Origin of the sequence: Hydrogenophaga pseudoflava (assembly GCF_004353865.1) — a bacterium.
Taxonomy (GTDB): domain Bacteria; phylum Pseudomonadota; class Gammaproteobacteria; order Burkholderiales; family Burkholderiaceae_C; genus Hydrogenophaga; species Hydrogenophaga pseudoflava.
Genome location: NZ_CP037867.1, coordinates 3,436,621 through 3,461,238, shown reverse-complemented (window position 1 = coordinate 3,461,238; position 24,618 = coordinate 3,436,621). Strand labels below are relative to the sequence as shown.

General features: G+C 68.1%; 25 protein-coding genes and 1 tRNA gene. 11 read left to right on the top strand and 15 right to left on the bottom strand.

Features of this window, described 5'->3' with window-relative positions; genetic code table 11:
- Positions 1–29 precede the first annotated feature (29 nt).
- Positions 30–1,712 carry an electron transfer flavoprotein-ubiquinone oxidoreductase gene (locus HPF_RS16605; protein ID WP_133157230.1) on the bottom strand — a complete coding sequence of 561 codons (1,683 nt, stop codon included), beginning with the start codon at positions 1,710–1,712 and terminating at the stop codon, positions 30–32.
- Between the two features lie 139 nt (positions 1,713–1,851).
- Between HPF_RS16605 and HPF_RS16600 the strand changes: the two genes are divergently transcribed.
- From HPF_RS16600 to HPF_RS16590, 3 genes are read left to right on the top strand one after another with little or no spacing between them, the layout of a single operon-like run.
- Positions 1,852–2,634, top strand: a complete 783-nt coding sequence (locus tag HPF_RS16600) for an SDR family oxidoreductase (RefSeq protein WP_066158281.1) — start codon at positions 1,852–1,854, stop codon at positions 2,632–2,634.
- Positions 2,615–3,577, top strand: coding sequence for a DMT family transporter (locus HPF_RS16595; protein ID WP_243721602.1), 963 nt, complete (start codon positions 2,615–2,617; stop codon positions 3,575–3,577). The genes HPF_RS16600 and HPF_RS16595 overlap by 20 nt, the downstream gene beginning before the upstream one ends.
- 18 nt (positions 3,578–3,595) lie before the next feature.
- Complete coding sequence (locus tag HPF_RS16590; protein ID WP_127805172.1) at positions 3,596–4,045, top strand: acyl-CoA thioesterase; 450 nt, start codon at positions 3,596–3,598, stop codon at positions 4,043–4,045.
- A 31-nt stretch (positions 4,046–4,076) separates the two neighbouring features.
- Here HPF_RS16590 and HPF_RS16585 read toward each other — a convergent pair whose 3' ends face one another.
- A complete protein-coding gene (locus HPF_RS16585) occupies positions 4,077–4,664 on the bottom strand; it encodes a peroxidase-related enzyme (protein ID WP_133157229.1) in 588 nt (195 codons plus the stop codon).
- Positions 4,665–4,745: 81 nt separating this feature from the next.
- Here HPF_RS16585 and pcaC point away from each other — a divergent pair, with 81 nt between their 5' ends.
- Positions 4,746–5,123 (top strand): 4-carboxymuconolactone decarboxylase, encoded by a 378-nt coding sequence (gene pcaC / locus HPF_RS16580; protein WP_133157228.1) that lies wholly within the window; start codon positions 4,746–4,748, stop codon positions 5,121–5,123.
- A 70-nt stretch (positions 5,124–5,193) separates the two neighbouring features.
- Positions 5,194–6,177, top strand: a complete 984-nt coding sequence (locus tag HPF_RS16575) for a Bug family tripartite tricarboxylate transporter substrate binding protein (RefSeq protein WP_066158288.1) — start codon at positions 5,194–5,196, stop codon at positions 6,175–6,177.
- A 13-nt stretch (positions 6,178–6,190) separates the two neighbouring features.
- Here the strand turns inward: HPF_RS16575 and HPF_RS16570 are convergent, their stop codons facing one another.
- Positions 6,191–6,751 (bottom strand): LuxR C-terminal-related transcriptional regulator, encoded by a 561-nt coding sequence (locus HPF_RS16570; protein WP_133157227.1) that lies wholly within the window; start codon positions 6,749–6,751, stop codon positions 6,191–6,193.
- Between the two features lie 109 nt (positions 6,752–6,860).
- Between HPF_RS16570 and HPF_RS16565 the strand changes: the two genes are divergently transcribed.
- Both HPF_RS16565 and HPF_RS16560 read left to right on the top strand, forming a co-directional pair.
- Positions 6,861–7,562 (top strand): CoA transferase subunit A, encoded by a 702-nt coding sequence (locus HPF_RS16565; protein WP_066158291.1) that lies wholly within the window; start codon positions 6,861–6,863, stop codon positions 7,560–7,562.
- An 11-nt stretch (positions 7,563–7,573) separates the two neighbouring features.
- Positions 7,574–8,212 carry a CoA transferase subunit B gene (locus tag HPF_RS16560; RefSeq protein ID WP_133157226.1) on the top strand — a complete coding sequence of 213 codons (639 nt, stop codon included), beginning with the start codon at positions 7,574–7,576 and terminating at the stop codon, positions 8,210–8,212.
- 62 nt (positions 8,213–8,274) lie between these two features.
- Here HPF_RS16560 and HPF_RS16555 read toward each other — a convergent pair.
- Positions 8,275–8,348: transfer RNA gene (locus tag HPF_RS16555), tRNA-Gly, on the bottom strand.
- A gap of 175 nt (positions 8,349–8,523) precedes the next feature.
- Here HPF_RS16555 and HPF_RS23960 point away from each other — a divergent pair.
- The 4 genes from HPF_RS23960 (at position 8,524) to HPF_RS24090 (ending at position 13,306) form a co-directional block, all read left to right on the top strand.
- Positions 8,524–9,855 carry a tetratricopeptide repeat protein gene (locus HPF_RS23960; RefSeq protein ID WP_133157225.1) on the top strand — a complete coding sequence of 444 codons (1,332 nt, stop codon included), beginning with the start codon at positions 8,524–8,526 and terminating at the stop codon, positions 9,853–9,855.
- Positions 9,845–11,251 (top strand): sensor histidine kinase, encoded by a 1,407-nt coding sequence (locus tag HPF_RS16545; RefSeq protein ID WP_133157224.1) that lies wholly within the window; start codon positions 9,845–9,847, stop codon positions 11,249–11,251. The genes HPF_RS23960 and HPF_RS16545 overlap by 11 nt, the downstream gene beginning before the upstream one ends.
- On the top strand, positions 11,229–11,876 hold the full coding sequence (locus HPF_RS16540) for a response regulator (protein ID WP_066158298.1): 648 nt from the start codon (positions 11,229–11,231) through the stop codon (positions 11,874–11,876). Before HPF_RS16545 ends, HPF_RS16540 begins: the two co-directional genes overlap by 23 nt.
- A 131-nt stretch (positions 11,877–12,007) precedes the next feature.
- Positions 12,008–13,306 (top strand): DUF3047 domain-containing protein, encoded by a 1,299-nt coding sequence (locus tag HPF_RS24090; protein WP_207959183.1) that lies wholly within the window; start codon positions 12,008–12,010, stop codon positions 13,304–13,306.
- A gap of 12 nt (positions 13,307–13,318) precedes the next feature.
- Here HPF_RS24090 and HPF_RS16530 read toward each other — a convergent pair whose 3' ends face one another.
- From HPF_RS16530 to gabT, 11 genes are read right to left on the bottom strand one after another with little or no spacing between them, the layout of a single operon-like run.
- On the bottom strand, positions 13,319–14,797 hold the full coding sequence (locus tag HPF_RS16530; RefSeq protein ID WP_066158302.1) for an NAD-dependent succinate-semialdehyde dehydrogenase: 1,479 nt from the start codon (positions 14,795–14,797) through the stop codon (positions 13,319–13,321).
- Between the two features lie 33 nt (positions 14,798–14,830).
- Positions 14,831–15,907, bottom strand: a complete 1,077-nt coding sequence (locus tag HPF_RS16525) for an ABC transporter substrate-binding protein (protein ID WP_079367182.1) — start codon at positions 15,905–15,907, stop codon at positions 14,831–14,833.
- Between the two features lie 10 nt (positions 15,908–15,917).
- The gene (locus HPF_RS16520; RefSeq protein ID WP_066158306.1) at positions 15,918–16,202 is read right to left on the bottom strand and encodes a cupin domain-containing protein; all 285 of its coding nucleotides are present in this window, start codon (positions 16,200–16,202) and stop codon (positions 15,918–15,920) included.
- Between the two features lie 15 nt (positions 16,203–16,217).
- The gene (gene speB, locus HPF_RS16515; protein ID WP_133157223.1) at positions 16,218–17,177 is read right to left on the bottom strand and encodes an agmatinase; all 960 of its coding nucleotides are present in this window, start codon (positions 17,175–17,177) and stop codon (positions 16,218–16,220) included.
- Positions 17,178–17,181: 4 nt separating this feature from the next.
- Positions 17,182–17,787 carry a GNAT family N-acetyltransferase gene (locus HPF_RS16510; RefSeq protein ID WP_133157222.1) on the bottom strand — a complete coding sequence of 202 codons (606 nt, stop codon included), beginning with the start codon at positions 17,785–17,787 and terminating at the stop codon, positions 17,182–17,184.
- 3 nt (positions 17,788–17,790) lie between these two features.
- On the bottom strand, positions 17,791–18,609 hold the full coding sequence (locus tag HPF_RS16505) for an ABC transporter permease (protein ID WP_127805021.1): 819 nt from the start codon (positions 18,607–18,609) through the stop codon (positions 17,791–17,793).
- A gap of 13 nt (positions 18,610–18,622) precedes the next feature.
- Positions 18,623–19,867, bottom strand: a complete 1,245-nt coding sequence (locus HPF_RS16500; RefSeq protein ID WP_424955201.1) for an ABC transporter permease — start codon at positions 19,865–19,867, stop codon at positions 18,623–18,625.
- Positions 19,867–20,892 carry an ABC transporter substrate-binding protein gene (locus HPF_RS16495; protein ID WP_066158314.1) on the bottom strand — a complete coding sequence of 342 codons (1,026 nt, stop codon included), beginning with the start codon at positions 20,890–20,892 and terminating at the stop codon, positions 19,867–19,869. The genes HPF_RS16500 and HPF_RS16495 overlap by 1 nt, the downstream gene beginning before the upstream one ends.
- 39 nt (positions 20,893–20,931) lie before the next feature.
- Entirely contained in the window at positions 20,932–22,014 is a 1,083-nt protein-coding gene (locus tag HPF_RS16490) for an ABC transporter ATP-binding protein (RefSeq protein ID WP_066158316.1), read from the bottom strand.
- Positions 22,015–22,058: 44 nt separating this feature from the next.
- Positions 22,059–23,234: a CaiB/BaiF CoA transferase family protein gene (locus HPF_RS16485; protein ID WP_127805015.1), complete on the bottom strand. Its 1,176-nt coding sequence runs from the start codon at positions 23,232–23,234 to the stop codon at positions 22,059–22,061.
- The gene (gene gabT, locus HPF_RS16480) at positions 23,231–24,526 is read right to left on the bottom strand and encodes a 4-aminobutyrate--2-oxoglutarate transaminase (RefSeq protein WP_066158318.1); all 1,296 of its coding nucleotides are present in this window, start codon (positions 24,524–24,526) and stop codon (positions 23,231–23,233) included. The genes HPF_RS16485 and gabT overlap by 4 nt, the downstream gene beginning before the upstream one ends.
- Positions 24,527–24,618: the final 92 nt, after the last annotated feature.

Sequence of the window (24,618 nt, the reverse complement as noted above, 5' to 3'; positions counted from 1 at the left end):
GGGCGGCTGGTGTCAGGAAGCCACAGGGCTCACATGCCGGCGTAGTTCGGACCGCCCCCGCCTTCGGGCGTGACCCAGACGATGTTCTGCGTCGGGTCCTTGATGTCGCAGGTCTTGCAGTGCACGCAGTTCTGCGCGTTGATGACCAGCTGGTCCTGCCCGTCCTTTTCGACGAACTCGTACACGCCGGCCGGGCAGTAGCGGCTCTCGGGGCCGGCGTACTTCGCCAGGTTGATCTTCACCGGCACGCTGGCATCCTTGAGCGTCAGGTGCGCCGGCTGCTGCTCCTCGTGGTTGGTGTTGCTGACGAACACGCTGGAGAGGCGGTCGAAGGTGATCACACCATCGGGTTTCGGATACGCGATCTTGGGCATCTCGGCCGCCGGGCGCAGCTTGGTGTGGTCCTTGACGGTGTTGTGCAGCGTCCAGGGCGGCACGCTCACGCCCACCTTGGGCAGGAACCAGTGCTCGACCCCGGTCATGAGCTTGCCCATGAGCGGGCTCTTCTTGAACCAGTTCTTGAAGTTGCGGTAAGTCCAGAGTTCCTCGTGCAGCCAGCTGGCCTTGAAGCCGGTCTCGAACGCGGTGAGTTCGTCCGACTGGCGTCCCGCGGCCACGGCCTCGAAGGCGGCTTCGGCGCAGAGCATGCCGCTCTTGATGGCCGCGTGGCTGCCCTTGATGCGCGCGGCATTGAGGAAGCCGGCGTCGCAGCCGACCAGCGCACCGCCCGGGAACACGGTCTTGGGCAGGGCCTGCGGCGTGCCATTGTTCAGCGCACGCGCGCCGTAGCCCAGGCGCTTGCCGCCTTCGATGTGCGCCTTGATGCTGGGGTGGGTCTTCCAGCGCTGCATCTCCTCGAACGGAGAGAGCCAGGGGTTCTGGTAGTCCAGGCCGATCACATAGCCGAGCGTGACCTTGTTGCCTTCGAGGTGATAGAGGAAACCGCCGCCGAAGGCGTCGTCGTTCAGCGGCCAGCCAGCGGTGTGCACCACCAGGCCGGGCTTGGCCTTGTCGGCCGGCACTTCCCACAGTTCCTTGATGCCGATGGCAAACGTTTGAGCGTCCTTGCCTTCGTCCAGTTTGTATTTGGCGATCAGCTGCTTGCCCAGGTGGCCACGCGCGCCTTCGGCGAACACGGTGTACTTCGCGTGCAGCTCCATGCCGATCTGGAAGCTGTCCATGGGCTCGCCGTCCTTGCCCACACCGAGGTTGCCGGTGGCCACGCCCTTGACCGAACCGTCGTCGTTGTAGAGCACCTCGGCGGCCGCGAAGCCGGGGAAGATTTCCACGCCCAGGGCCTCGGCCTGCTCACCCAGCCACTTGGTGACCGCGCCCAGGCTGATCACGTAGCAGCCCTCGTTGTGGAAGTTGCGGGGCATCAGCCAGTCGGGCGTGCGCTGCGCGCCGGTTTCGGACAGCACCAGCAGGTCGTCGCCGGTGACGGGCTGGTTCAGCGGCGCGCCCAGTTCCTTCCAGTTCGGGAACAGTTCGGTGATGGCCCTGGGGTCCATCACGGCGCCCGAGAGGATGTGGGCGCCGGGCTCCGAGCCTTTCTCGAGCACGCAGACGTTGACCTCGCTGCCTTTTTCGGTGGCCAGCTGCTTGAGGCGGATGGCGGTGGCCAGGCCAGCGGGCCCTCCGCCGACGATCACCACGTCGTATTCCATGGCTTCGCGCGGGCCGAACTGGGCAAGGATTTCTTCAGAGGTCATGGGGGGTCTCGCGGATAATGGTTTTGTACTTTTGCCGCCACCTGGCGCGGCGTCTGTCGTCGGGCGGACAGCATTCTATTGCTGCGGCGCCAGAAAATCGAACGATCGTGCTAATTTGCACCTGCCCGGAGATTATCCCGTGACCTACCAGATCGACCTTTCGGGCCGCGTGGCCCTCATCACCGGCGCTTCCGGCGGCCTGGGCGAACAGTTCGCCAAGACCCTCGCCAAGGCCGGTGCCGCCGTCGTGCTGGCCAGCCGCCGCACCGACCGCCTCATGGCGCTGCGCGCGCACATCGAGGCCGAGGGAGGCGATGCGCACGTGGTGGCGCTGGACGTGACCGACACCGCCTCGATCAGGGCGGCTGTGGCCCACGCCGAGACCGAGGTCGGCCCGATCGACATCCTGGTGAACAACTCGGGCGTGAGCACCACGCAGCGCCTGCAGGATGTGGCCGAAGAGGACTACGACTACGTCTTCAACACCAACACCAAGGGCGCCTTCTTCGTCGCCCAGGAAGTGGCCAAACGCATGCTGGCGCGCGCCAAGGGCGCGGCGCCCGGCACCTTCGTCGGTGGCCGCATCATCAACATCGCGTCGATGGCGGGGCTCAAGGTGCTGCCGCAGATCGGCGTGTACTGCATGAGCAAGGCTGCCGTGGTGCAGATGACCAAGGCCATGGCCGTGGAGTGGGGCAAGTTCGGCATCAACGTGAACGCCATCTGCCCGGGCTACATCGACACCGAGATCAACCACCACCACTGGCAGACCGAACAGGGCCAGAAGCTGATCGGCATGCTGCCGCGCAAGCGCGTGGGTCAGCCGGCCGATCTGGACGCGGTGCTGGTCATGCTGGCGTCTAACGAGAGCCACTTTGTGAACGGTGCAGTGATTGCGGCAGATGACGGCTTCGGTGTCTGATCGTGCGCCGGCGGGCCTGCCGCCCGGCATGGCGGCGGGCATCGCCGCCGGGCTGGGAGCAGGGGCGTTCTGGGGCACGACCTTTGTGGCGCCGCTGGTGGCGCCCGGGTTTTCGTCGGTGGACTACACGGCGGGGCGCTTCATCGCCTGCGGCCTGTTCTCGCTGACCTGGATGTTGTGGCAGACGCTGCGCATGCCATCAGGACAGCGCGCCGGGCAGTGGCCCGATGCGGCCCAGGCCGGCGCAGCGCTGTGGCTCAGCGTGCTGGGCTACACCGGCTACTACCTGCTGCTGGTCTACGGCATTGCCGACGCCGGCGCGGCGCTGCCGGCACTGATCATCGGCACGCTGCCGGTCTGGATGATGCTGCTGGGCAAACCCGCGCACCTGCGCTGGGCGGCGCTGCTGCCAGGGCTGCTGCTCACGGCGGCCGGCATGGTGCTGATGATGGACGCCACGGCGGAAGAGGTGAACGCCAGCGGGGCCGGCCACTTCTGGCGCGGCGTGCTGCTGGCTGCAGGCGCCATGCTCAGCTGGCTGGCCTTCGGCATGCTCAACGCCCGCTGGATCCGCCGCCACCCCGGGGTGAAGTCCACCGCCTGGGCCAACTGGCTGGGTCTGGCCGCCGGGCTCGGCGGGCTGTTGCTGTGGCTGGGCTGGGGCACCGGCTGGGCCGAAGTGACCGGCCGGCCTGGCTTCGGCCGGTTCGTGTTCGTGTGCGCCTTCACCGGCATCGGTTCGGCCTGGATCGCTTCGGTGATGTGGAACGTCGCCAGCCGCCGACTGAGCACCAGCCTGGCCGGCCAGCTGGTGGTGAGCGAGACCGTGTTTGCGCTGATCTACGCCTTCGCCTGGAGCGGCGACTGGCCGGCCACCGCGCAGCTGCTGGCCTGTGTGCTGTTCGTGGCCGGCATCCTGGCCTCCATCCGCGCCCACCGCTGAACATGACAAGGACAACCCATGAAACTCGAACTGCCTGCCGAGAAACGCCTGGTGCATGAAATCGTGGTGCCTATCCGCTGGGGCGACATGGACGCCATGGGGCACGTCAACAACACGATCTATTTCCGCTACATGGAGATTGCGCGGCTGGACTGGTTCTTCGGCCTGGGCCTGCCGGCCGACCCGCAGGGCGAGGGGCCGGTGATCGTCAACGCCTTCTGCAACTTCATCCGGCAGTTCGAGTTCCCGGGCGACGTGCTGGTGCGCACCTATGTCGGCACGATGGGCAGAACCTCGTTCGACACTTTCCACGAGATGCTGCGCACCGACGACCCGGTCACGGTCTGCGCCAATGGCGGTGCGACGGTGGTGTGGGTGGACTTCCCCAGGCAGAAGTCGGTGCCCATGTCCGACCAAGCCCGCGCCCTGATCGAAGGCGCCGGCCACCCGCCGCTGCTGGGGCGCTGATCGACGGATTTCAGCGCTGGAGCGTGGGGCTCTATTTCTGCTTGGGGATACGTCCCATCAGATAGAACTCGGGATTGGGCATCATTCCGCTGAAGCTGGCCATGCGGTTGGACAGGCCGAAGAACGCGGTGATGGCGGCGATGTCCCAGGCGTCCTCATCACTGAAACCGTGGGCGGCCAGGGCCTTGAAATCCGCGTCGTCGATCTCGTGCGAGGCCAGGCAGACCTTCATCGCGAAGTCGAGCATGGCGCGCTGGCGCGGCGGAATGTCGGCCTTGCGATGGTTCACCGCCACCTGGTCGGCCACCAGGGGCTTTTTCTCGTAGATGCGCAGGATGGCGCCGTGCGCCACCACGCAGTACAGACAATGGTTGGCGGCGCTGGTGGCGGTGACGATCATCTCCCGGTCGCCCTTGGTGAGCCCGGAGCTGCGTCCCACCGACTCGGGCACCATCAGCGCATCGTGGTACGCGAAGAAGGCGCGCCACTCGGCCGGGCGGCGGGCCAGGGCCAGGAACACATTGGGCACGAAGCCTGCTTTCTCCTGCACCTCCAGGATCTTGGCTTTGAGGTCGTCGGGCAGGCTGTTCAGGTCGGGCAGGGGGTAGCGGTCGCTCATGTTTGTCTCCGGTCAGGTTCTGGGCAAAGGTCCAGCTTATCCTCGCGCGTTGCACCGACTCTGACACCTGGGGAACAAATCATGCAAGATGAGCAGTACCACCGAGGCCTCCAGACCCGCCGCGAGGTGATGGGCGACGACTTTGTCGACCGCGCCCTGGCGGGCGCCACGTCCTTCACCCAGCCGATCCAGGACCACATCTCGCGCGCCGCCTGGGGCGATGTCTGGCAGCGGCCCGGCCTGGACCGCAAGACCCGCAGCCTCATCACCGTGGCCATGCTGACCGCGCTGGGCAAGCAGCACGAACTCAATGGCCATGTGCGCGGCGCGCTCAACAACGGGGCAACGCCGGCAGAGATCCAGGAGGTCCTGCTGCACGCCGCCGTCTACTGCGGCATTCCCACGGCGGTGGAGGCCTTCCGCACTGCGGCCGAGGTGGTCCCGGTGGACGGTCTGTGATGCCTGGATGGCTCAAAGAATCAAACAAATGTCAATTTCTTAAACGTCGTTCAATCAAAAGGAGTTTGTCATGACCTCAAGCCGCCGTTCATGGATGCTGCGCACGTTCGCTGCGATTGCCACTTCATCGGCCCTGCTGTCGCCGTTCACGGCACACGCACAGGCGCCAACCACCCGAATCCTGGTCGGTTTTCCGGCGGGTGGTGGCACCGATGCCATCGCCCGCATCCTGGCCGAGCGCCTGCAGGCCGAGCTGGGCAGCAGCGTGGTGGTTGACAACAAGGCCGGCGCGGGCGGCCAGCTGGCGGCACAGGCGCTCAAGGCGGCCGCGCCCGATGGCCACACCCTGTTTCTGAGCCACGACCACAGCGTGTCCATCCTGCCGCTGACGATGAAGAATCCGGGCTTCGACCCGGCCAAGGACTTCGTGCCGGTGGCCGGTTTCGCCACCTTCGTCAACGCGGTGGCGCTGTCGGGCGGCACGCCGGCGCGCGACTTCAAGGCCTGGATCGACGGCGTGAAGGCGGCCGGCGGCAAGGCGACCATGGGCATCCCGGCGCCCGCGTCCACGCCGCAGTTCGCGGTGCAGGTGATTGGCAAGCAGTTCGGGCTGGACCTGGTGGCGGCACCCTACCGTGGCAGCGCGCCCATGATGGCCGACATGCTGGGCAACACCATCCCGGCCGGCGTGGGCTCGGTGCCCGACTTCATCGAGAACCACAAGGCCGGCAAGCTGCGCGTGGCCGCCGTCATGGGCACCCAGCGCCAGGCCGCACTGCCCGAGGTGCCGACCTTCACCGAACTGGGCATCAAGGGTTTCGAGGAAGTGCCGTACTACGGTCTGTTCGCGCCCGTTGGCACGCCCAAGGCCGAACTCGACAAGCTGGCTGCCGCGCTGCAGAAGGTGATCGCGCAGGCCGACGTGAAGGACCGGCTGACCGCCATGGGCCTGACCGTGGGCTACATGAGCGGTGCCGAGCTCGGCAAGCGCGAGACGGCCTACCGCGAGGTGTGGGCGAGGATCATCAAGGACTCGGGCTACCAGCCCCAGTGAACTGTTGCGGGCTTCAGCTTCCCGCGATCAGTCGATGGACAAGATCGGGCGTGCTGTGCGCCTGGTACTTGCGCATCAGCCGCGCGCGGTGGATTTCCACCGTGCGGTGGCTGATGCCCAGCTGCTTGCCGATTTCCTTGCTGGTCAGGCCGTCCATCAGGCAGGCGGCCACCTCGCGCTCGCGCGGGGTCAGCGCAGCGCCCACCGGCCGGCGCGCGCTCAGGTCTTCAAAGGTCCAGATGCCGGCGGCGTGCGGGTCGGCCGGGTTCAGCGCGCGGCCGGTCACGTGGCACCAGAAGGTTTCTCCCTTGAAGCGGCCGTCCACCCGCTGCATGATGCGTTCGTCTGCGTAGGTGCCGCCACGGCCCAGGATGGGAACGATGCGCGCGCCGGTGCGCTCGTATTCGTCGGCGCTGGGGTAGAGGATGCGGAAGCTCTGACCCACCAATTGCTCGCGGGCTGTACCGAACATCTCGCACAGGGCCCGGTTGCAGTCCACCATGGTGCGCTGGCGCGAGAGTGCCAGGCCCACCGGGGCCAGGTCGAAGGCGAGGCGGTAGTCGATCTGGTCCATGGGTGTGTGCGGGTTGGTCCTTAGGTCAAACTACGTATGTGGATACGTAGTATCGTTCCGCCACCCGATTTCTCGATCCCTGTTTGTTCAACCACTGGAGTCTTTTCACGTGAACAAGATCTATCCCAGCGCGGCCGAAGCCCTCAAGGGCGTGGTGGCCGACGGCCAGCTGATAGCAGTCGGCGGCTTCGGCCTCTGCGGCATTCCCGAGGCCCTCATCGACGCCCTGCGCGATTCGGGCGTGAAGAACCTGACTGCGATCTCCAACAACGCCGGCGTGGACGACTTCGGTCTGGGCAAGCTGCTGCAGACGCGCCAGATCAAGAAAATGATCTCGTCCTACGTGGGCGAGAACAAGGAGTTCGAGCGCCAGTACCTGGCCGGCGAACTCGAACTGGAATTCACGCCCCAGGGCACGCTGGCCGAGAAGCTGCGCGCCGGCGGTGCCGGCATTCCGGCCTTCTTCACCAAGACCGGCGTCGGCACCATCGTGGCCGAGGGCAAGGAGCTGCGCGAGTTCAACGGCGAGACCTACGTGATGGAACACGCGCTGTTCCCCGAGGTGGCGCTGGTCAAGGCCGACGTGGCCGACCGCTCGGGCAACCTGCGCTTCAACCTGACGGCGCGCAACTTCAACCCGGCCGCGGCCATGGCCGGCAAGGTCTGCATCGTCGAGGTCGAGCGCATCGTCGCCACCGGCGAGATCGCTCCGGACGACGTGCACCTGCCCGGCATCTACGTGCACCGCATCGTGCACAACCCCACGCCCGAGAAGCGCATCGAGAAGCGCACCACCCGCGACCGCAAGTAAGGAGCACGAACATGGCATGGACCCAAGACCAGATGGCCGCGCGTGCGGCCCAGGAACTGCAGGACGGTTTCTACGTGAACCTCGGCATCGGCATCCCGACGCTGGTGGCCAACCACGTGCCCGACCACGTCGAGGTGTGGCTGCAGAGCGAGAACGGCATGCTGGGCATCGGCCCCTTCCCCTATGAGGACGAGGTGGACGCCGACCTGATCAACGCCGGCAAGCAGACGGTGACCACCATCAAGGGCTCGTCGATCTTCGGCAGCCACGACAGCTTCGCCATGATCCGTGGCGGCAAGATCAACCTGTCCATCCTGGGCGCCATGCAGGTCACCGGCACGGGTGACCTGGCCAACTGGATGATCCCCGGCAAGATGGTCAAGGGCATGGGCGGCGCCATGGACCTGGTGGCTGGCGTGCCGCGCGTGATCGTGCTGATGGAGCACGTGGCGAAGAAGAAGGACGGCAGCACCGACCTGAAGATCCTGTCCGAGTGCACCCTGCCGCTGACCGGCAAGGGCGTGGTCGACCGCATCATCACCGACCTGGGCGTGATGGACGTGACGCCCGAGGGTCTGAAGCTGGTGGAGCTGGCCGACGGCGTGACGCGCGAGGAGATCCAGAGCAAGACCGGCGTGCCGCTGATCTGACCGGTCCGCTCGCCCACAAAGCCGAAGGCCCCGCTGCTTGCGCCGCGGGGCCTTCGTCATTCTGGAGCGGGTGAAGGGAATCGAACCCTCGTATGAAGCTTGGGAAGCTGCCGTTCTACCATTGAACTACACCCGCAATGGGTGGCGATTGTAGCGGGGCCAGCCCGGGCCTCGATGGCCGACCGGGCATTTTGCCCGCCGCCGCCCGGGCGGCGTGCCCTGAGCGCCGCCGGCCGCCCACAAGCCCCGCGTTCCTTCCTAGCATCGCGCCACTCCCGAGCCCGGGAGCCCACGACACGAAGGAGCCCACCATGCGCAGGTTTGTGACCGCCGTCCTGTTTTTCACCGCCCTCGCGACGCCGTCGGCCTGGGCGGCCGACGGCGCCTCCGGTGAACAACTGCTGCCCATGCCGCCGGAGCGGGTCTGGCGGGCGGTTCACCAGGCGCTGGCCGACCGCGGCGCGGGCCGCGCCGAGGTGCTCGCGCTGGACGACGGGCGCTACGAAGCCCGCCTGCGGCCACAGGCCTTGGCCGGGGCCGACCTCTGGCTGGATGTGGACTGGGACACCCGCACCGGCGGCACGCGCCTGCGCTGGTCCGCCACGGCGCCCGAGGCGCAGGCCCACGCCGCCGCGTGGGTGCAGCGGCTCGCAGAGCGTGCGGGCCGGCTGCGCGCGAGCAACCAGCTCTGTCGCGGCCCCCACCCGACGGCCGAGGAGATCGAGGCGGCGCAGATCGAGATCCCCGCCAGCTGCGAGTACAGCACCGGGCACTTCTCGACCGCGCTGTTCGAACTGGAGAAGTGCGGCGACTTCGACACCGCGCTGCAGATCATGGCCGACTGCGTGAAGCGGCGCCATGCGGGCGGGCTGATCCGCCTCTCGCAGTACTTCGACCTCGGCTACGGCGTGCCCAAGCGCCCCGAACGGGTGGTGGAGTTCCTGCGCCTGGCCATGGACAGCGACAACGATGGCTATGCCCGGCTGGCCCGGCTGCACTACGCGACGGCGCTGCATTTCGGCCTGGGTGTGGCACGCGACCGAACAGCCGCACGCCGCCTGTTTGAAGACCTGGCCCGGGAAGGGCAGGCCGATGCGCAGGAGTTCCTGCGCCTGGGTCACCACGGCGCCTGGCTGCGACCCGACGGCCAGCGCTTCCGGGACACGCCCGCAGCCTCGCCGGCCGCCGCGGTGTCGCGCGACGACTCCGGCAACGACATGAGCTACGGCGCGTTCGTGAACAGCGACAAGCGCATCAAGTGCCTCTACGGCTACGCCGCAGACAAGACCGGCGACCACGCGGCGGCGGTGCGCATCTTCGAGGACTGCATCAGCCGCTGGAACGACCCGTACTCGATCATCTGGCTGGCGCATCTGCTGGAGAACGGTCATGGTGTGCCCAGGGACCTGGCGCGCGCGGCGCAACTGCTGCGCCAGGGCGCCGAGCACCCCGACACCTCGGGCTACGCAACGCTGGCGCGCTACCACTACGGCATGGTGCTGGCGCAGGGTCAGGGCGTGCCGGCCGACCCGGCGCAGGCGCGCCACTGGCTGCAGCGCGCAGCGCAGGAGGGCCTGGACGAGGCGCGCGAGGCCCTCGCCCGGCTGGAGGCCGGGCCCGACAATCGGGCCCATGCCCGCTGAGCCCGCTTCTGTCCTGTTCCCCGTCCCCGGCTACCGCCTGCAGCGCCGCCTGGGCGCCTGGCTGCTGGCGGGGGCGGCGCTGCTGCTGCTGGCCTCGGGTGGCTGGAGCCTGTGGCGTGTGGCCTCGGCGGTCGACCCGCAGCTGCAGCGCCTGGCGCGGACCATCGAACGCCTGCGGCTGAACGAACTGGGAGCCGAGCCCGGCGTGTTCCAGGCCACGCTCGCGGGCGAGGAGCTGCAGAACCTGGTCGGGCTGGGCGAGCTGGTGCCGTTCTGCCTGACCGTGCGCAACATCCACGGCCTGGCGGTGGACCAGCGCTGCCTGGGCACGGCGGGGGCGCATCCCGGTGGGGTGGAGTCGCTGCTGCGGGCCACGGCCGGAGAAGAGGTGGGCGCGCTGCTGCCGCTGGTGCGCTACCCCGGCACCCGCGTCGGCGAACTGGCCCTGGCGCCGCACTGGCCGGCGCAATCGGCCCTGCTGTGGCAGCACTGGTGGCAGACCCTGGTGAGCGCGGCGGGCGTGCTGGCGGTGGCGGCGCTGGCCTACCTGGCGGCGCGGCGCGCGCTCAAGCCCACCGGCGCCATGATGGCCACGCTGCAGCGGCTGGAGGCGGGCGACCTGTCGGCCCGCATGCCACCCGCAGGCCCCCGCGAGCTGCAGCGCATTGGCGCCCAGTTCAACCGCATGGCCGACCGGCTGCAGGACACGGTGGGCGCGCAGCGGCAGCTGGCCGACCGGCTGCTGTCTGTGCGCGAGGAGGAGCGGCGCCACCTGGCGCGCGAGCTGCACGACGAGCTGGGCCAGTCGCTGACCTCGATGCGGGCCGAGGTCGCAATCGTGGACGAGGTGGCGCGCGAGTCGGTGCCTGCGCTGCTGCCCAGCGCCGATGCGCTCACGCGCACCTGCGAGGGCATGGTGACCGCGGTGCGCCACATCGTGCAGCAGCTGCGGCCGCCGGGGCTGGAGACCTTCGGGCTCAAGGCCAGCCTGGAGCAGCTGGTGGACAGCTGGCGTCGACGCGACACCGGGCGCTGCGGGTACAGCCTGCAGATCGACGGCGACTTCGATCGCTGGGACGACACGCTCTCGGTCAGCGTGTTCCGGCTGGTGCAGGAAGGCCTGACCAATGCCGTGCGCCATGGCCAGGCCACGCGCATCGCGGTGGTGTTGAGCGAACGCGCCGACGGCCTGCACCTGCAGGTGCAGGACAATGGCCCGCTGGCTCAGCCGCCTTCGCTGCCGGACAGCGGCGGCCAGGGTCTGCTGGGCATGCGCGAACGGGTGCAGGCGCTCGGCGGCACGCTGGCGCTGGAAGTGGCCGATCCGCACGGCCTGCGCTTGCGCATCCACCTGCCGGTTCATGAGGGACACCATGCTGCGCCTGCTGATCATTGACGACCACGCCATCGTGCGCGAGGGCTACCGCCGCCTGCTGGAGCGGCGCCAGGACCTGCGCATCGTGGCCGAGGCCGGCACGGCCGACGAGGGATACGAGCAGTTCAAGACCCACGAGCCCGAGGTGACCCTGCTGGACCTGAGCCTGGGATCGGGCAGTGGCCTGCGGCTGCTGTCCCAGATGCTGCGCCACAGCCCGGAGGCGGCGGTGCTGGTGTTCTCCATGCACGCCGAGCCGCTGTACGCGGTGCAGGCGCTCAAGGCCGGCGCGCGCGGCTACGTGACCAAGGGCAGTGCGCCACAGGTGCTGGTGGATGCGGTCTACCAGGTGGCGCGCGGCCAGCGCGCGCTCAGCCCCGACATCGCGGGTGAGGTGGCGGGCATGCTGCTGGACGGCGAGGGCGAACACGCCGGACTGACGCCGCGCGAGTTCGACATCCTGCGGCTGCTGATGCAGGGGCTGGACGTGGATGCCATCGGCCTGGCGCTGCACATCAGTCCCAAGACCGTGCGCAACGGCCACTACCAGCTCAAGGCCAAGCTGGGCGCGCGCAGCGACATCGAGCTCACGCGCAAGGCGCTGCAGTTCAAGCTGTTGGGCAGCAGCGACCCGGCCAGCGCCTGACCCGGGACGCTGTCCCGGACGGGGTCGGGCAAAACGCCCGCCGTGTCCGAAGCGGCCGTGGTGCTTCCTAGCATGGGTTCCAGCCCGCCGGCATCCGCTCCGGCGGGCAGCCACCCCTTCAGGAGACCACCGTGACCCTCTCGACAACCGTTCCCGCCGCGCCCCTCGACCACGGCCAAAACCACGGCATACACGACCATTGCTGTGGCCACACCCACGCGGGTGAACACGCCACCCCGGCCATGCCCAGCGCCAGCCGTCGCCAGTGGGTCAAGGGCCTGGCCGCGGCGCCGCTGCTGGCCGGCCCCTGCGCCGTGGCCCATGCCAACAACCCGCAGCCGGCGCCCGGTGCCGTCCGCCCGGCGGCCGAGCTGGCACAGGAGGTCCGGCACCTGGCGCGCGGGGTCGACGCGGTGGCCCGCATTGAGCCCTTCACCTTGACACCGGCGAACCTGCCCTGGAGCCAGGCGCTGGGCGAGCTGCAGGCCGGGCAGCAGGCCACTTTCTTCCTCAACGGCCTCTGGTGGTTCAGCAAGGAACACGGCCGCTGGCTGGAGCCGGGCTTCGTGTTCTTCGCCCGCGTGGCGGGCAGCGGCGGCAGCAGCGCCATCCACAACACCATGCAGAACACCGGCACGCTGACGGCCGACCGCACCGGCCGCCTGCAGATCGCCCGTTCGGCCGGCGAGTTCGCCAACCCGCAGGGCGATCTCGCGGTGCCGCTGGCGCAGTACCTGGCGGGCGAAGGCCGGGTGGAGGGCGTGGCCGTGGTCTGGAAGGGCAGCGCCGAAGACGGGCTGCTGGCCCTGTCGGCCCGCGGCGATGTGCAGGGCCTGGTGCGCGCCGAATTGCAGCGCCAGCGCCAGGCGCGGCTGATGCCGGCGGGCTGGCACCACTTCTTCGCCTTCGGTGACGGTGGCATCTTCACCGAGGGGCCCGACCAGCGCATCGACTGTGAGACGCACAAGAACGTCGGCATCCTGCAGTACCCGCTGGCCGACCAGCCGCTGCGTCCGGGGCTCACGCTGGACTGGCAGTGGGTGGTGGACCGCCTGCCCTCGCACCTGCCCGAGGACCAGATCCTGACCCACGACTACCTGTCCATCGCGGTGGAGTTCGACGACGGCCAGGACATTACGTATATGTGGAGTTCCAGCCTGCCGGTGGGCCAGGTGTTCCGCTGTCCGCTGCCGGGCTGGGACGCGGTGGAGACCCATGTGGTGCAGCGCAGCGGGCTGGCCGACCTGGGCAAGGCGTTCGACGAGCGCCGCGATCTGTTCGAGGACTACCGCCGCATCGTCGGCGGCCAGGCCAAGCAGGCGGTGCGGGTCTGGCTGATCGCCAACTCGCTGTTCCTGCGCCAGGTCGGGCGCTGCGCCTACCGGCGCATTGCCATCGGCCAGACCGGCCAGCAGCAACGCATCCTGTAGGCGGGGGTCAGATCACTTAAGCACGTCGCCGATGCAGACGTACTTGATCTCGACGTAGTCGTCCATGCCGTAGTGCGAGCCTTCGCGGCCCAGGCCGGACTGCTTGACGCCACCGAAAGGCACGTGCTCGGTCGCCAGGATGCCGACGTTCACGCCCACCATGCCGTACTCCAGCGCTTCGCTCACGCGGGTGATGCGGCCGATGTCGCGGCTGTAGAAGTAGCTGGCCAGGCCGAACTCGGTGTTGTTCGCGGCGTCGATGGCTTCCTGCTCGGTCTTGAACTTGAACACCGGCGCGAAGGGGCCGAAGGTCTCTTCGCGGGCGCACAGCATGTCGGCCGTGGCGTCGGCCACCACCGTGGGTTCGAAGAACTGGCCGTCCAGGCGCTTGCCGCCCACCAGCACGCGGCCGCCCTTGGCCTGTGCGTCGGCGACGTGGCGTTCCACCTTCTGCAGTGCGGCTTCCTCGATCAGCGGGCCCTGGTTCACGCCATCTTCAAAGCCGTTGCCGACCTTGGCGGTCTTCACCTTGGCGGCGAACTTCTCGACAAACTGCTCGTACACACCTTCCTGCACGTACAGGCGGTTGGAGCACACGCAGGTCTGGCCGGCGTTGCGGTACTTGCTGGCAAACGCCCCTTCGACGGCGGAGTCGATGTCGGCGTCGTCGAACACGATGAAGGGCGCGTTGCCGCCCAGTTCCAGCGACATCTTCTTGACCGTGGGAGCGCTCTGCGCCATCAGGATGCGGCCGACTTCGGTGGAGCCGGTGAAGCTGATGTGGCGCACCACGTCGGAGGCGCACAGCACCTTGCCCACGGCGATCGAGTTCTGGTCGTCGGCGGTGAGGATGTTCAGCACGCCGGCCGGGATGCCGGCGCGGATGGCCAGCTCGGCGGCGGCCAGCGCGGTCAGCGGCGTCAGCTCGGCGGGCTTGATGACCACCGGGCAGCCGGCGGCCAGCGCAGGCGCGACCTTGCGGGTGATCATGGCCAGAGGGAAGTTCCAGGGCGTGATGGCGGCGCAGACGCCGATGGGCTGCTTGAGCACCATCAGGCGGCGGTTGTTGTCGAACTGCGGCAGGGTCTCGCCGTTGACGCGCTTGGCCTCTTCGGCAAACCACTCGACAAAGCTGGCACCGTAGGCGACTTCGCCCTTTGCTTCGGGCAGGGGCTTGCCCTGTTCTGCGGTCATCAGGCGGCCCAGGTCGTCCTGGTTGGCCATCAGCAGGTCGTACCACTTGCGCAGGATGATGCTGCGCTCCTTGGCGGTCTTGTTCTTCCAGCCGGCCCAGGCGGCGTTGGCGGCGGCGATGGCACGCTCGGCATCAGCCGGGCCGAGGTTGGCGACGTCGGCCAGCTTCAGACCCGTGGCCGGGTCGAGCACGTCGAAGCGGCTGGCGCCCTGGACCCATTCGCCGTTGATCAGGCCGTCGGTCTTGAGCAGGGTCGGGTCCTTGAGCAGGGCCAGGGGGGAGGTTTTCATGTCCATGCGGGTCTCCTTGAATGCAATGGGTGGAATGCTCTATTTCAGCGCGTCGGCGAACCGCTTTTCAAGCTGCGCGCCATTGCCCACCCAGAAGGTCGGGTTGAAGCCCAGCGAGCGGCGCAGGTTTCCGGGCGCCGATGGCAGGTCGCTGGGCGCCATCGACAGGTCGATGAGGTGGGCGTCGTCGATGACCCGTTTGCGGCCGTTGTCGTACTGCAAGATGGCGTTGTAGTGGGTCGGGCCGTAGGCGATTTCGCGCGAGAACGCGAGCTGGGCGGCGTCCGTGGTGGCGAAGTTCACGAAGGCGCGCGCCTGTTCGGCACGCGGCGAACCCTTGACGATGGCCCAGTAGTCGATGTCGTAGATGGCGTCGGTCCACACCGTCGACAGGGTGGCGCCATCGGCCACGGCCGCCGAAATGCGGCCGTTGTAGGCGGTGCTCATCACCACCTCGTCGGCGGCCAGCAGCTTGGGTGGCTGCGAGCCGGATTCCCACCAGACGATGTGGGGCTTGAGCTGCTGCAGCTTGGCCAGGGCGCGCTGCAGCCCCGGCTCGGTGGCCAGCAGGCTGTACACGTCGCGGCGGTGCACACCGTCGGCCATCAGCGCGAACTCGAGGTTGTAGCGCGCGCCCTTGCGCATGGCGCGCTTGCCCGGGAATTTCTTCACGTCCCAGAAATCGGCCCAGCTGCGCGGCGCGGTCTTGAGCGTGGCGCCGTTGTAGGCGAGCACGGTGGACCACACGAAAGCGCCGACACCGCACTCCTGCACGCTGCCGGCCAGCAGCATGGAGGTGTGGGGCACCTTGCTCTTGTCGAAGGGCTCGAACAGGCCTTCCTTGCAGCCGGTGGTCAGCTCGGAGGATTCGACTTCCACCACGTCCCATTCGACCTTGCGGGTCTGGACCATCTTGCGCACAGGGCCGAGGTCGCCGTCGTACTCGACGCCCTTGGCCGGCACCTTGCTGGCCTGGGTGAAGGGCTTGAGGAAGGCCACTTCCTGCGCCTTGCCGTTGGCGCCGCCGAAGTTGGCAACCACGAGGGGCTGGGACTGGGCCGAGGCCAGCGCAGGAATTGTCAGGGCCAGCAGCAGGAAGGGTCTGGAAAGTGGCATGGGCGTGGCGTCAGCGCATTTCGATTTCCACGAACACGACCTCGTGTCCGGTGGGGTTGATGACGTTGTGCTCCACACCGACCTGGCGCGTGTACGACTGGCCCGGCACCAGCGGCGAGGTGCGGTTGCCCTCCGGGGTCTCCAGCAGCAGCTCCCCGCCGGTCATCGGGACGACGACATAGTCGTGCGCATGGCGGTGCCAGCCGGTTTCGGCGCCGGGCGGGAAGCGCCATTCGGTGACGATCACGCGGTCGTTGTCGATCTGAACGGTGGGGATGGCCTGGGGACGGCTCATGGACTTTCCTCGGTTTCAGCGGTAGTGAACGCCGGGCAGGACGCACAGCATTTCAAAGAGCAGGTTGGCACCCAGCAGCGCGGTGTTGCCGCTGGTGTCGTAGGCGGGCGAGACCTCGACCAGGTCGCAGCCGACCAGGTTCAGGCCGCGGCAGCCGCGCACGATCTCCAGCGCCTGCGGCACGTTCAGGCCGCCAATCTCGGGCGTGCCGGTGCCACCGGCGTAGGCGGGGTCGATGCCGTCGATGTCGAAGCTGAGGTAGGTGGGCGTGTCGGGGCCGATCTTGGCCCGGATGTCGGCCATCAGCGGAGCCAGCGACTGCCACCAGACCTCGTGCGCCGGCACGATGGTGAAGCCCTGCTGGCGCGGCCAGTCGAAGTCTTCGGCCGAGTAGCCGCTGCCGCGCAGGCCGATCTGCCAGACCTTGTCGCCGATCAGCAGGCCTTCCTCCACGGCGCGGCGGAACGGCGTACCGTGGGCGATGCGCTCGCCGAACATGTCGGGGTTGACGTCGGCGTGCGCGTCCACGTGGATCAGCGCCACCGGGCCGTGCCTGGCCTTCATCGCGCGCAGGATCGGGAGGGCGATGGTGTGGTCGCCACCGAGGGTCAGCGGGATGCAGCCGGCGTCGAGGACCGGCTTGTAGTGCCGCTCGATGATGTCGACCGACTTGAGCAGGTTGTAGGTGTTGATGGGCACGTCGCCCAGGTCCGCCACCTGCAGCGTGTCGAACGGCGCGGCCCCTGTCGCCATGTTGTAGGGGCGGATCAGGCAGGACTCGGCGCGGATCTGGCGCGGGCCGAAACGCGCACCCGGTCGGTGGCTGGTGCCGATGTCCAGCGGGACGCCGATGAAGCCTGCGTTCAGGCCCGCGGCGGATGCCGCGACGGGCAGCCGCATCATGCTGGCCAGGCCGCCGAAGCGCGGCATCTCGTTGCCGCCCAGCGGCTGGTTGAAGGTGTTGGTATCGGTCATGTCATCAGGTGCGGGGCTTGCTCAGCTGGAAATCCAGGTGGGCCTTCACGCTCGGCCACTCGTGCGCCACGATGCTGTAGACGCAGGTGTCGCGCAGTGCGCCGGGGGCGTCGGGATGGCGGTTGATCTGGTGGCTGCGCAGCACACCGTCGAGCTTGGCACCCAGGCGCTCGATGCCGCGGCGGCTGGCGTGGTTGAACCAGTGGGTGCGGAACTCCACCGCGATGCAGCCCAGGGTCTCGAAGGCGTGGGTCAGCAGCAGGCGCTTGGCCTCGGTGTTGAGCGGCGTGCGCTGCACCGCCTGGCGGTACCAGGTGGAGCCGATCTCGACGCGGCGGTTGGCGGCGTCGATGTTCATGTAGGTGGTCATGCCCACCGCTTGGCCCTCCGGGTTGAGCACCGCGAAGGGCAGCATGCTGCCGGCCTTCTGCAGGCCCAGGCGGCGCTGGATCTCGGCCGCCATGCCCTCGGGCGTGGGGATGGCGGTGTACCAGAGCTTCCAGAGTTCGCCGTCGCGCACCGCCTCGACCAGGTCGTCGTGGTGCTCGGGTCGCAGCGGAACGAGGCGAACGTGGCGGCCGGCGAGGGTGGTGTCGGTGGTGAAGGGCATCCGTTATTTCCTGCGGCCGCGCAGCCACTCCAGCGTCAGCATCAAGGCGGTCGTGAACAGGATCAGCAGCGTGGCGACGGCGGCGATGGTGGGCGAGATGTTCTCGCGGATGCCGGTGAACATCTGGCGCGGCAGCGTGACCTGCTCGGGTCCGGCGAGGAACAGGGTCACCACGACTTCGTCGAACGAGGTGGCGAACGCGAACAGCGCGCCCGAGATCACGCCCGGCGCAATCACCGGCAGCGTGACGCGGAAGAAGGTCTCCAGCGGGCTGGCGCCCAGGCTCAGGCTTGCCTTGACCAGGTTGTGGTTGAAGCTCTGAAGCGTCGCCAGCACGGTGGTCACCACGAAGGGGGCGCCCAGCGCGGCGTGCACGATCACCAGGCCGAGGTAGGAGTCGTTGAGGCCCCAGCGCGCGAAGTACAGGTAGGCGCTGACGCCGACCACGACGATAGGCACCACCATGGGCGAGATCAGCAGGCCGGTGATGAAGCCCTTGCCCAGGAACTTCGTGTTGGCCAGGCCCATGGCGGCCAGCGTGCCCAGCGTGGTCGCCAGCAGCGTGGCCAGCGGCGCGACGATGAAGCTGTTCTTGGTGGCGCGGATCCAGTCGTCCGAGTGGAACATCTCCTGGTACCAGCGCAGCGACCAGCCCTCGATGGGGTAGGCGAGGAAGGACGAGTCGCTGAACGACAGCGGGATGATCACGATCACCGGCATCAGCAGGAAGGCCAGCACAGCGAGGCCCCCGGCCCGCAGGGCGAGCCAGCCGAGCTTGTCGAACAGGGTGTAGTAGGCGGGAAAGTCGGGCAGTTTGAACATCTTGGACTCCCGCTCAACCGAGGCTCAGCTCGGCCTTCGAGACCTTGCGGTAGATCGAATACAGGATCAGCGTGGTGGTCAGCAGCACGCCGCCGAGCGCACAGGCCATGCCCCAGTTGACTTCGACGTTGGTGTACTGCGCGACGTAGTAGCTCAGCATCTGGTCGCCCGCGCCGCCCAGCAGGGCCGGGGTCACGTAGTAGCCGATGCTGGTGATGAAGACCAGCAGGCCGCCAGCGGCGACGCCCGGGTAGGTCTGCGGCAGGTAGACGCGCACGAAGGCGGCGAATGGCGCGCTGCCCAGCGAGATGGCGGCGCGCAGGTAGTTGGGCGGCACCGACTTCATAACGCTGTAGAGCGGCAGGATGGCAAAGGGCAGCAGGATGTGGACCATCGCGATGATCACGCCCACGCGGTTGAACAGCAACGGGATCGGCGCGTCGGTCAGGCCGATCCACATGAAGAACCGGTTGACCAGGCCGTTGTTCTGCAGCAGCACGATCCAGGCCGCGATGCGCACCAGCACCGAGGTCCAGAACGGCAGCAGCACCAGGATCAGCAGGATGTTGGCCTTGCGCTCGGGCAGGGTGGAGAGCCAGTAGGCCAGCGGGTAGGCCAGCAGCAGGCAGAAGAAGGTGACGACCGCGCTCATCTGGAAGGTGCGGCCCAGGATGTCTGAGAAGGCGGCCTCGTCGTCGGACACGCGCACGATGTCGCCCAGCGGCGTGCGCTTGAGGTCGACCGCGGCCAGCAGGTAGTCGGGCGTCCAGCGCGAGCTGTTCTGGGCGATGGCCTGCCAGTAGGGCAGCTCTTCCCAGCGCGCGTCCTGCTCGATCAGTTTGGCTTTGGCCTGTTCGGAGGCGAGGTCCTTGAAACCAGCGTCTTCGGATTGCACGGCACGGTAGGTGCCCATGACCAGCGAACGTGCACCAGGGACTTCGCTGTTGAGGCGCCGCGCCAGCACGCCGGCCTGCGCGGTGTCCTCGATCGCCGACAGGTCGGCGATCACCGCCGCGAAGGCGGCGGCGTCGGGCGGGCTGTGTCGATCCCAGCCGGCCAGCGCCTGCCCCGTGCGGGGCAGGGCGTCGGCGACCTCGGGGTTCTCCACCGCCCGCACCAGCAGCGATGCCAGCGGAACCAGGAAAAAAACGACCAGAAACGCCAGCAGCGGCAGCGTGAGCGCCACCGCGCGCTGTTTGCGGCGCCGCTCGGCGCGGCGCAGCTGCGTGGCCAGGTCCAGGGTTCCGCCGGCCATCATCATTGCGCTGCCCAGGCCGAGAAGCGCTTCTCCAGGGCTTCGCCCTGGTCGGCCCAGAAGCCCACGTTGAACTGCAGCGCATCCTTGGCGTTGGCCGCGGACGTGGGCAGCTGGCTCAGCACCTTGGCGTCGAGTTTGCCCAGGGCCTTGGTGTTGGTCGGGCCGTAGCTGATGTTCTTGGCGTACTCGGCCTGTGTGTCGGCCGAGCTGGCCAGCGCGATGAACTTCAGTGCGGCGTCCTTGTTGGGCGTGCCCTTGGGCATGACCCAGTAGTCCAGGTCGTAGATGCCGCCGGTCCAGGTGATCTTGAGGTTCTTGCCTTCGCGCTGGGCGGCGTCGATGCGGCCGTTGTAGGCGGTGGTCATGGCCACGTCACCGGCGACCAGGAACTGGGGCGGCTGCGCGCCGGCTTCCCACCACTGGATGTTCGGCTTGAGCTCGGTCATCTTCTTGAAGGCGCGGTCGGCACCGTCCTTGGTGGCCAGCACCTTGTAGACGTCGGCGGGCTTGACGCCGTCGGCCATCAGCGCGAATTCGAGGTTGTAGCGGGCGCCCTTGCGCATGCCGCGCTTGCCCGGGAATTTCTTGGTGTCCCAGAAATCGGCCCAGGTCACGGGAGCGTCCTTGAGCTTGTCGCCGTTGTAGGCCATCACGGTGGACCACACGAAGGTGCCCACGCCGCACTCGTGCACGGCGGCTTTCTGGAAGTCGGCCTTGTTGCCGATCTTGGCCCAGTCCAGCTTCTCGAACAGGCCTTCATCGCAGCCGCGGCTCAGGTCCGGGCTCTCGACTTCCACCACGTCCCAGGTGACCTTCTTGGCTTCGACCATGGCCTTGATCTTGGCCTGTTCGCCGTTGTATTCGACCATGGTGACCTTGGTGCCGGTCTTCTCGAACGGATCGATGTAGGCCTTCTTCTGCGCGGCGCCGTTGGCACCGCCAAAGTTGACGACCGTCAGGCTCTGGGCCATGGCGGGCAGGGCCACGAGGGCGGCCACGGCAATCAGTACAGGTTTGAGTTTCATCTGGAGGGTCTCCATGGGTTGAGGAACGGGGGAAAGGGCTCAGCGGTACACGCGCAGATGGGTGGGCGGCAGGTGCAGGTGCACCGTCTGCCCGGCCTGCATGTGGCCCAGGTGCTGCAGCGGCACCTTGACGCTCATCTCGGGCTGCTCGGGCACCTGGCAGCGCAGGCGCAGGTGGTCGCCGAAATAGATCACGTCGGAGATCGTCGCGGCCACGCGGTTGCCGGCGCTGTGGCCGGCGTCCACCACGGCGATGCGCTCGGGCCGCACGCTGCACTGCACCGTGTCGCCGACCTGGGCGTGGTTCACGTTGACACCGTGCAGGTGCGTGCCATCGGCCAGCTGCACCTCGCAGGTGTCACCGTTGTTGTGGATCACGCGCGCGTCGAGCACGGAGTTGTCGCCCACGAAGCCGGCGACGAATCGGTTGGCGGGCGTCTCGTAGAGGCGGTCGACCTGGTCGATCTGCTGGATCACGCCCTCGTTGAACACGGCCACGCGGTCGGACATGGTCAGCGCTTCGCTCTGGTCGTGCGTGACATAGACGAAGGTCACGCCCAGGCTGCGGTGCAGGGCCTTCAGTTCGATCTGCATGTGCTCACGCAGCTGCTTGTCCAGCGCACCCAGCGGCTCGTCCATCAGCACCAGCTGCGGGTCGAACACCAGGGCGCGCGCCAGGGCCACGCGCTGTTGCTGGCCGCCCGACATCTGCGACGGATAGCGCTGGCCCATGTGGCCCATCTGCACCATGTCCAGCGCGCGCTTGACCTTGGTGTCGATCTCGTTCTTGTCGAGCTTGCGCACCGTCAGCGGGTAGGCGATGTTGTCGGCCACTGTCATGTGCGGGAACAGTGCGTAGTTCTGGAACACCATGCCGAAGTTGCGCTTGTGCGGCGGGGTGCGCGTGATGGGCACGCCGTTGAGTGCGATCTCGCCCGAGGTCGGCGACTCGAAGCCGGCGAGCATCATCAGCGTGGTGGTCTTGCCCGAGCCCGACGGGCCCAGCAGTGAGAGGAATTCCCCCTTCTGGATCTCGAGGTTGAGGTCGCGCACCACCAGGGTGTTGCCGTCGTAGGTTTTCTGCACACCGGTGAAGGTGACGAGTGCGGAGCTGGTGGTCATGAACGCTTGGGTTGTGTGTGGGAGCGGGCCCGGTGGGCGGATCATCAGGAGGTATGCAACCACCGTGCCTGATGCGCGTCCAGTGCGGGCGGCGGCAGGTCGGCGACCGGGCGCTGGCCATCGAACAGCATGGGGTTGGCGACCATGGGCGGGGTCGACGCGTCGCGTGGTTGTAGCGCCATTCCGCGCGCCGCCACATGCGGATGTTCCATGACTTGAGCAATGTCAAGAATCGGTGCGCAGGGCACGCCCGCCTGGTCGAGCAGGGCGACCCATTCGGCCGTGTCTTTCGTCATCGTCCAGCCGGTGATCAGCGGCACCAGCGTGGCGCGGTGTTCGACGCGCGCCGGATTGGTCGAGAAGCGCGCGTCGCGCGAGACCGCGGGCTGCCCGGCGGCGTCGCAGAACTTGGCGAACTGGCCGTCGTTGCCCACCGCCAGCACCATGTGGCCGTCGCGCGTGGGGAACACCTGGTAGGGCACGATGTTCGGGTGCGCGTTGCCCATGCGCGTCGGGGTTTTGTTCCCGATGAGCTGGTTGCTGGCCTGGTTGGCCAGCATGGCCACCTGCACGTCGAACAGTGCGGCGTCGATCACCCGGCCCTTGCCCGTGCGTGCGCGCTCGTGCAGTGCGGCGAGGATGGCGGTGGTGGCGTAGACGCCCGTCATCAGGTCCGTCACGGCGACGCCGACCTTCTGCGGCTCTTCGCCCTTGTTGCCGGTGATGCTCATCAGGCCGCCTTCGGCCTGTATGGCGAAGTCATAGCCGGCGCGGTGAGCGAGTGGTCCGGTCTGGCCGTAGCCGGTGATGGAGCAATAGATCAGGCGCGGGTTGATGGCCTGCAGGCTCACCGCGTCGAGGCCGTAGCGCGCCAGCTGGCCGACCTTGTAGTTTTCAATGAGCACGTCCGCCTCGCGCGCCAGCTCGCGCACGGTCTGGATGCCTTCGGGCGAGGCGATGTCGATCGCCACCGAGCGCTTGCCGCGGTTGGCGCAGACGAAGTACGCGGCCACGCGCGCCTCGCCTTCGCCCCACCACGGCGGGCCCCAGGTGCGGGTGTCGTCACCGGCGCCCGGGCGCTCGACCTTGAGCACCTCGGCGCCGTAGTCGGCCAGCATCTGGCCGGCCCAGGGACCGGCCAGCACGCGCGACAGATCGAGCACACGCACACCCTCGAGCGGCCGGGGCGGCTGGGCGCTCATGCGATCCGGCGCCGTCATGCCAGCGCAGCAGCGAGGGACGCAGCCATGATGTCCAGACCCTCGTCGAGCAGGGCGTCGCTGGCCACCAGCGGCACCAGCACGCGGATCACGTTGGCGTACACACCGCAGCTCAGCAGGATCAGGCCACGCTTCTGCGCCTCGGCCACCATGCGCTTGGTCAGTTCGGCGTCGGGCTGGTGCGGGTCGCCGTTCTTGCACAGCTCGATGGCCACCATGGCGCCCAGACCGCGCACCTCGGCGATGCAGTTGTGCTGCGCCTGCAGGGCCTTGAGGCGGCTGGTCAGGCGCTCACCCACGGCGCGGCTGCGCGCCAGCAGGTTTTCCTTTTCGAAGGTCTCGATCACCGCCAGCGCGGACGCGCAGGCCAGCGGGTTGCCGGCGTAGGTGCCGCCCAGGCCGCCCACGGCGGCGGCGTCCATGACCTCGGCCTTGCCGATCACGGCCGACAGCGGCATGCCACCGGCCAGCGACTTGGCCATGGTGATCACGTCGGGCGCCACGCCCCACTGCTCGCAGGCCAGCCAGGTGCCGGTGCGGCCGGCGCCGGTCTGCACTTCGTCGGCGATCAGCAGGATGCCGTGCTGGTCGCACAGGGCGCGCAGGCGCTGGGCGAAGGCGGGCGACGCGGCGTAGAAGCCACCTTCACCCTGCACCGGCTCCAGGATGATGGCGGCCACGCGAGAGGCCTCCACGTCGTACTTGAACAGCGCTTCCACCGAGGCGATGGCGTCGTCTTCGCTCACGCCGTGCAGCGGGTTGGGGAACTTGGCGTGGAAGACTTCAGCCGGGAAGGGGCCGAAACCCGCCTTGTAGGGCGCGACCTTGCCGGTGAGGGCCATGCCCATCAGGGTGCGGCCGTGGAAGCCGCCGCCGAAGGCGATGACGGCCGAGCGCTTGGTGTAGGCGCGGGCCACCTTGACCGCGTTTTCCACCGCTTCGGCGCCGGTGGTCAGGAAGAAGCTCTTCTTGGCGAAGTTGCCCGGCGCCATGGCGTTGAGCTTCTCAGCCAGTTCCACATAGGACTCGTAGGCCAGCACCTGGAAGCAGGTGTGCGTGAAGCGCTCGAGCTGCTCGGCCACGGCCTTGACCAGCGCCGGGTGGCGGTGGCCGGTGTTCAGCACCGCGATGCCGCCCGCGAAGTCGATGTAGCGACGGCCTTCGACGTCCCAGACCTCGGCGCCTTCGGCGCGGTCGGCGAAGATTTCGAAGCCCTGGCCCAGCCCGTTGGGCAGAGCGGCGCGGCGGCGGGCCATCAGGGCGGCGTTGGTGAAGTGGGGTTCGCGTTGCATGCTGGGGCTCCGTTCGTGAACAAGTTTCAGACTGGGGCGCACTGTAGGCGCCAAAGCCGGCGGCTAACATATACAGACACTGGCTGTACAGC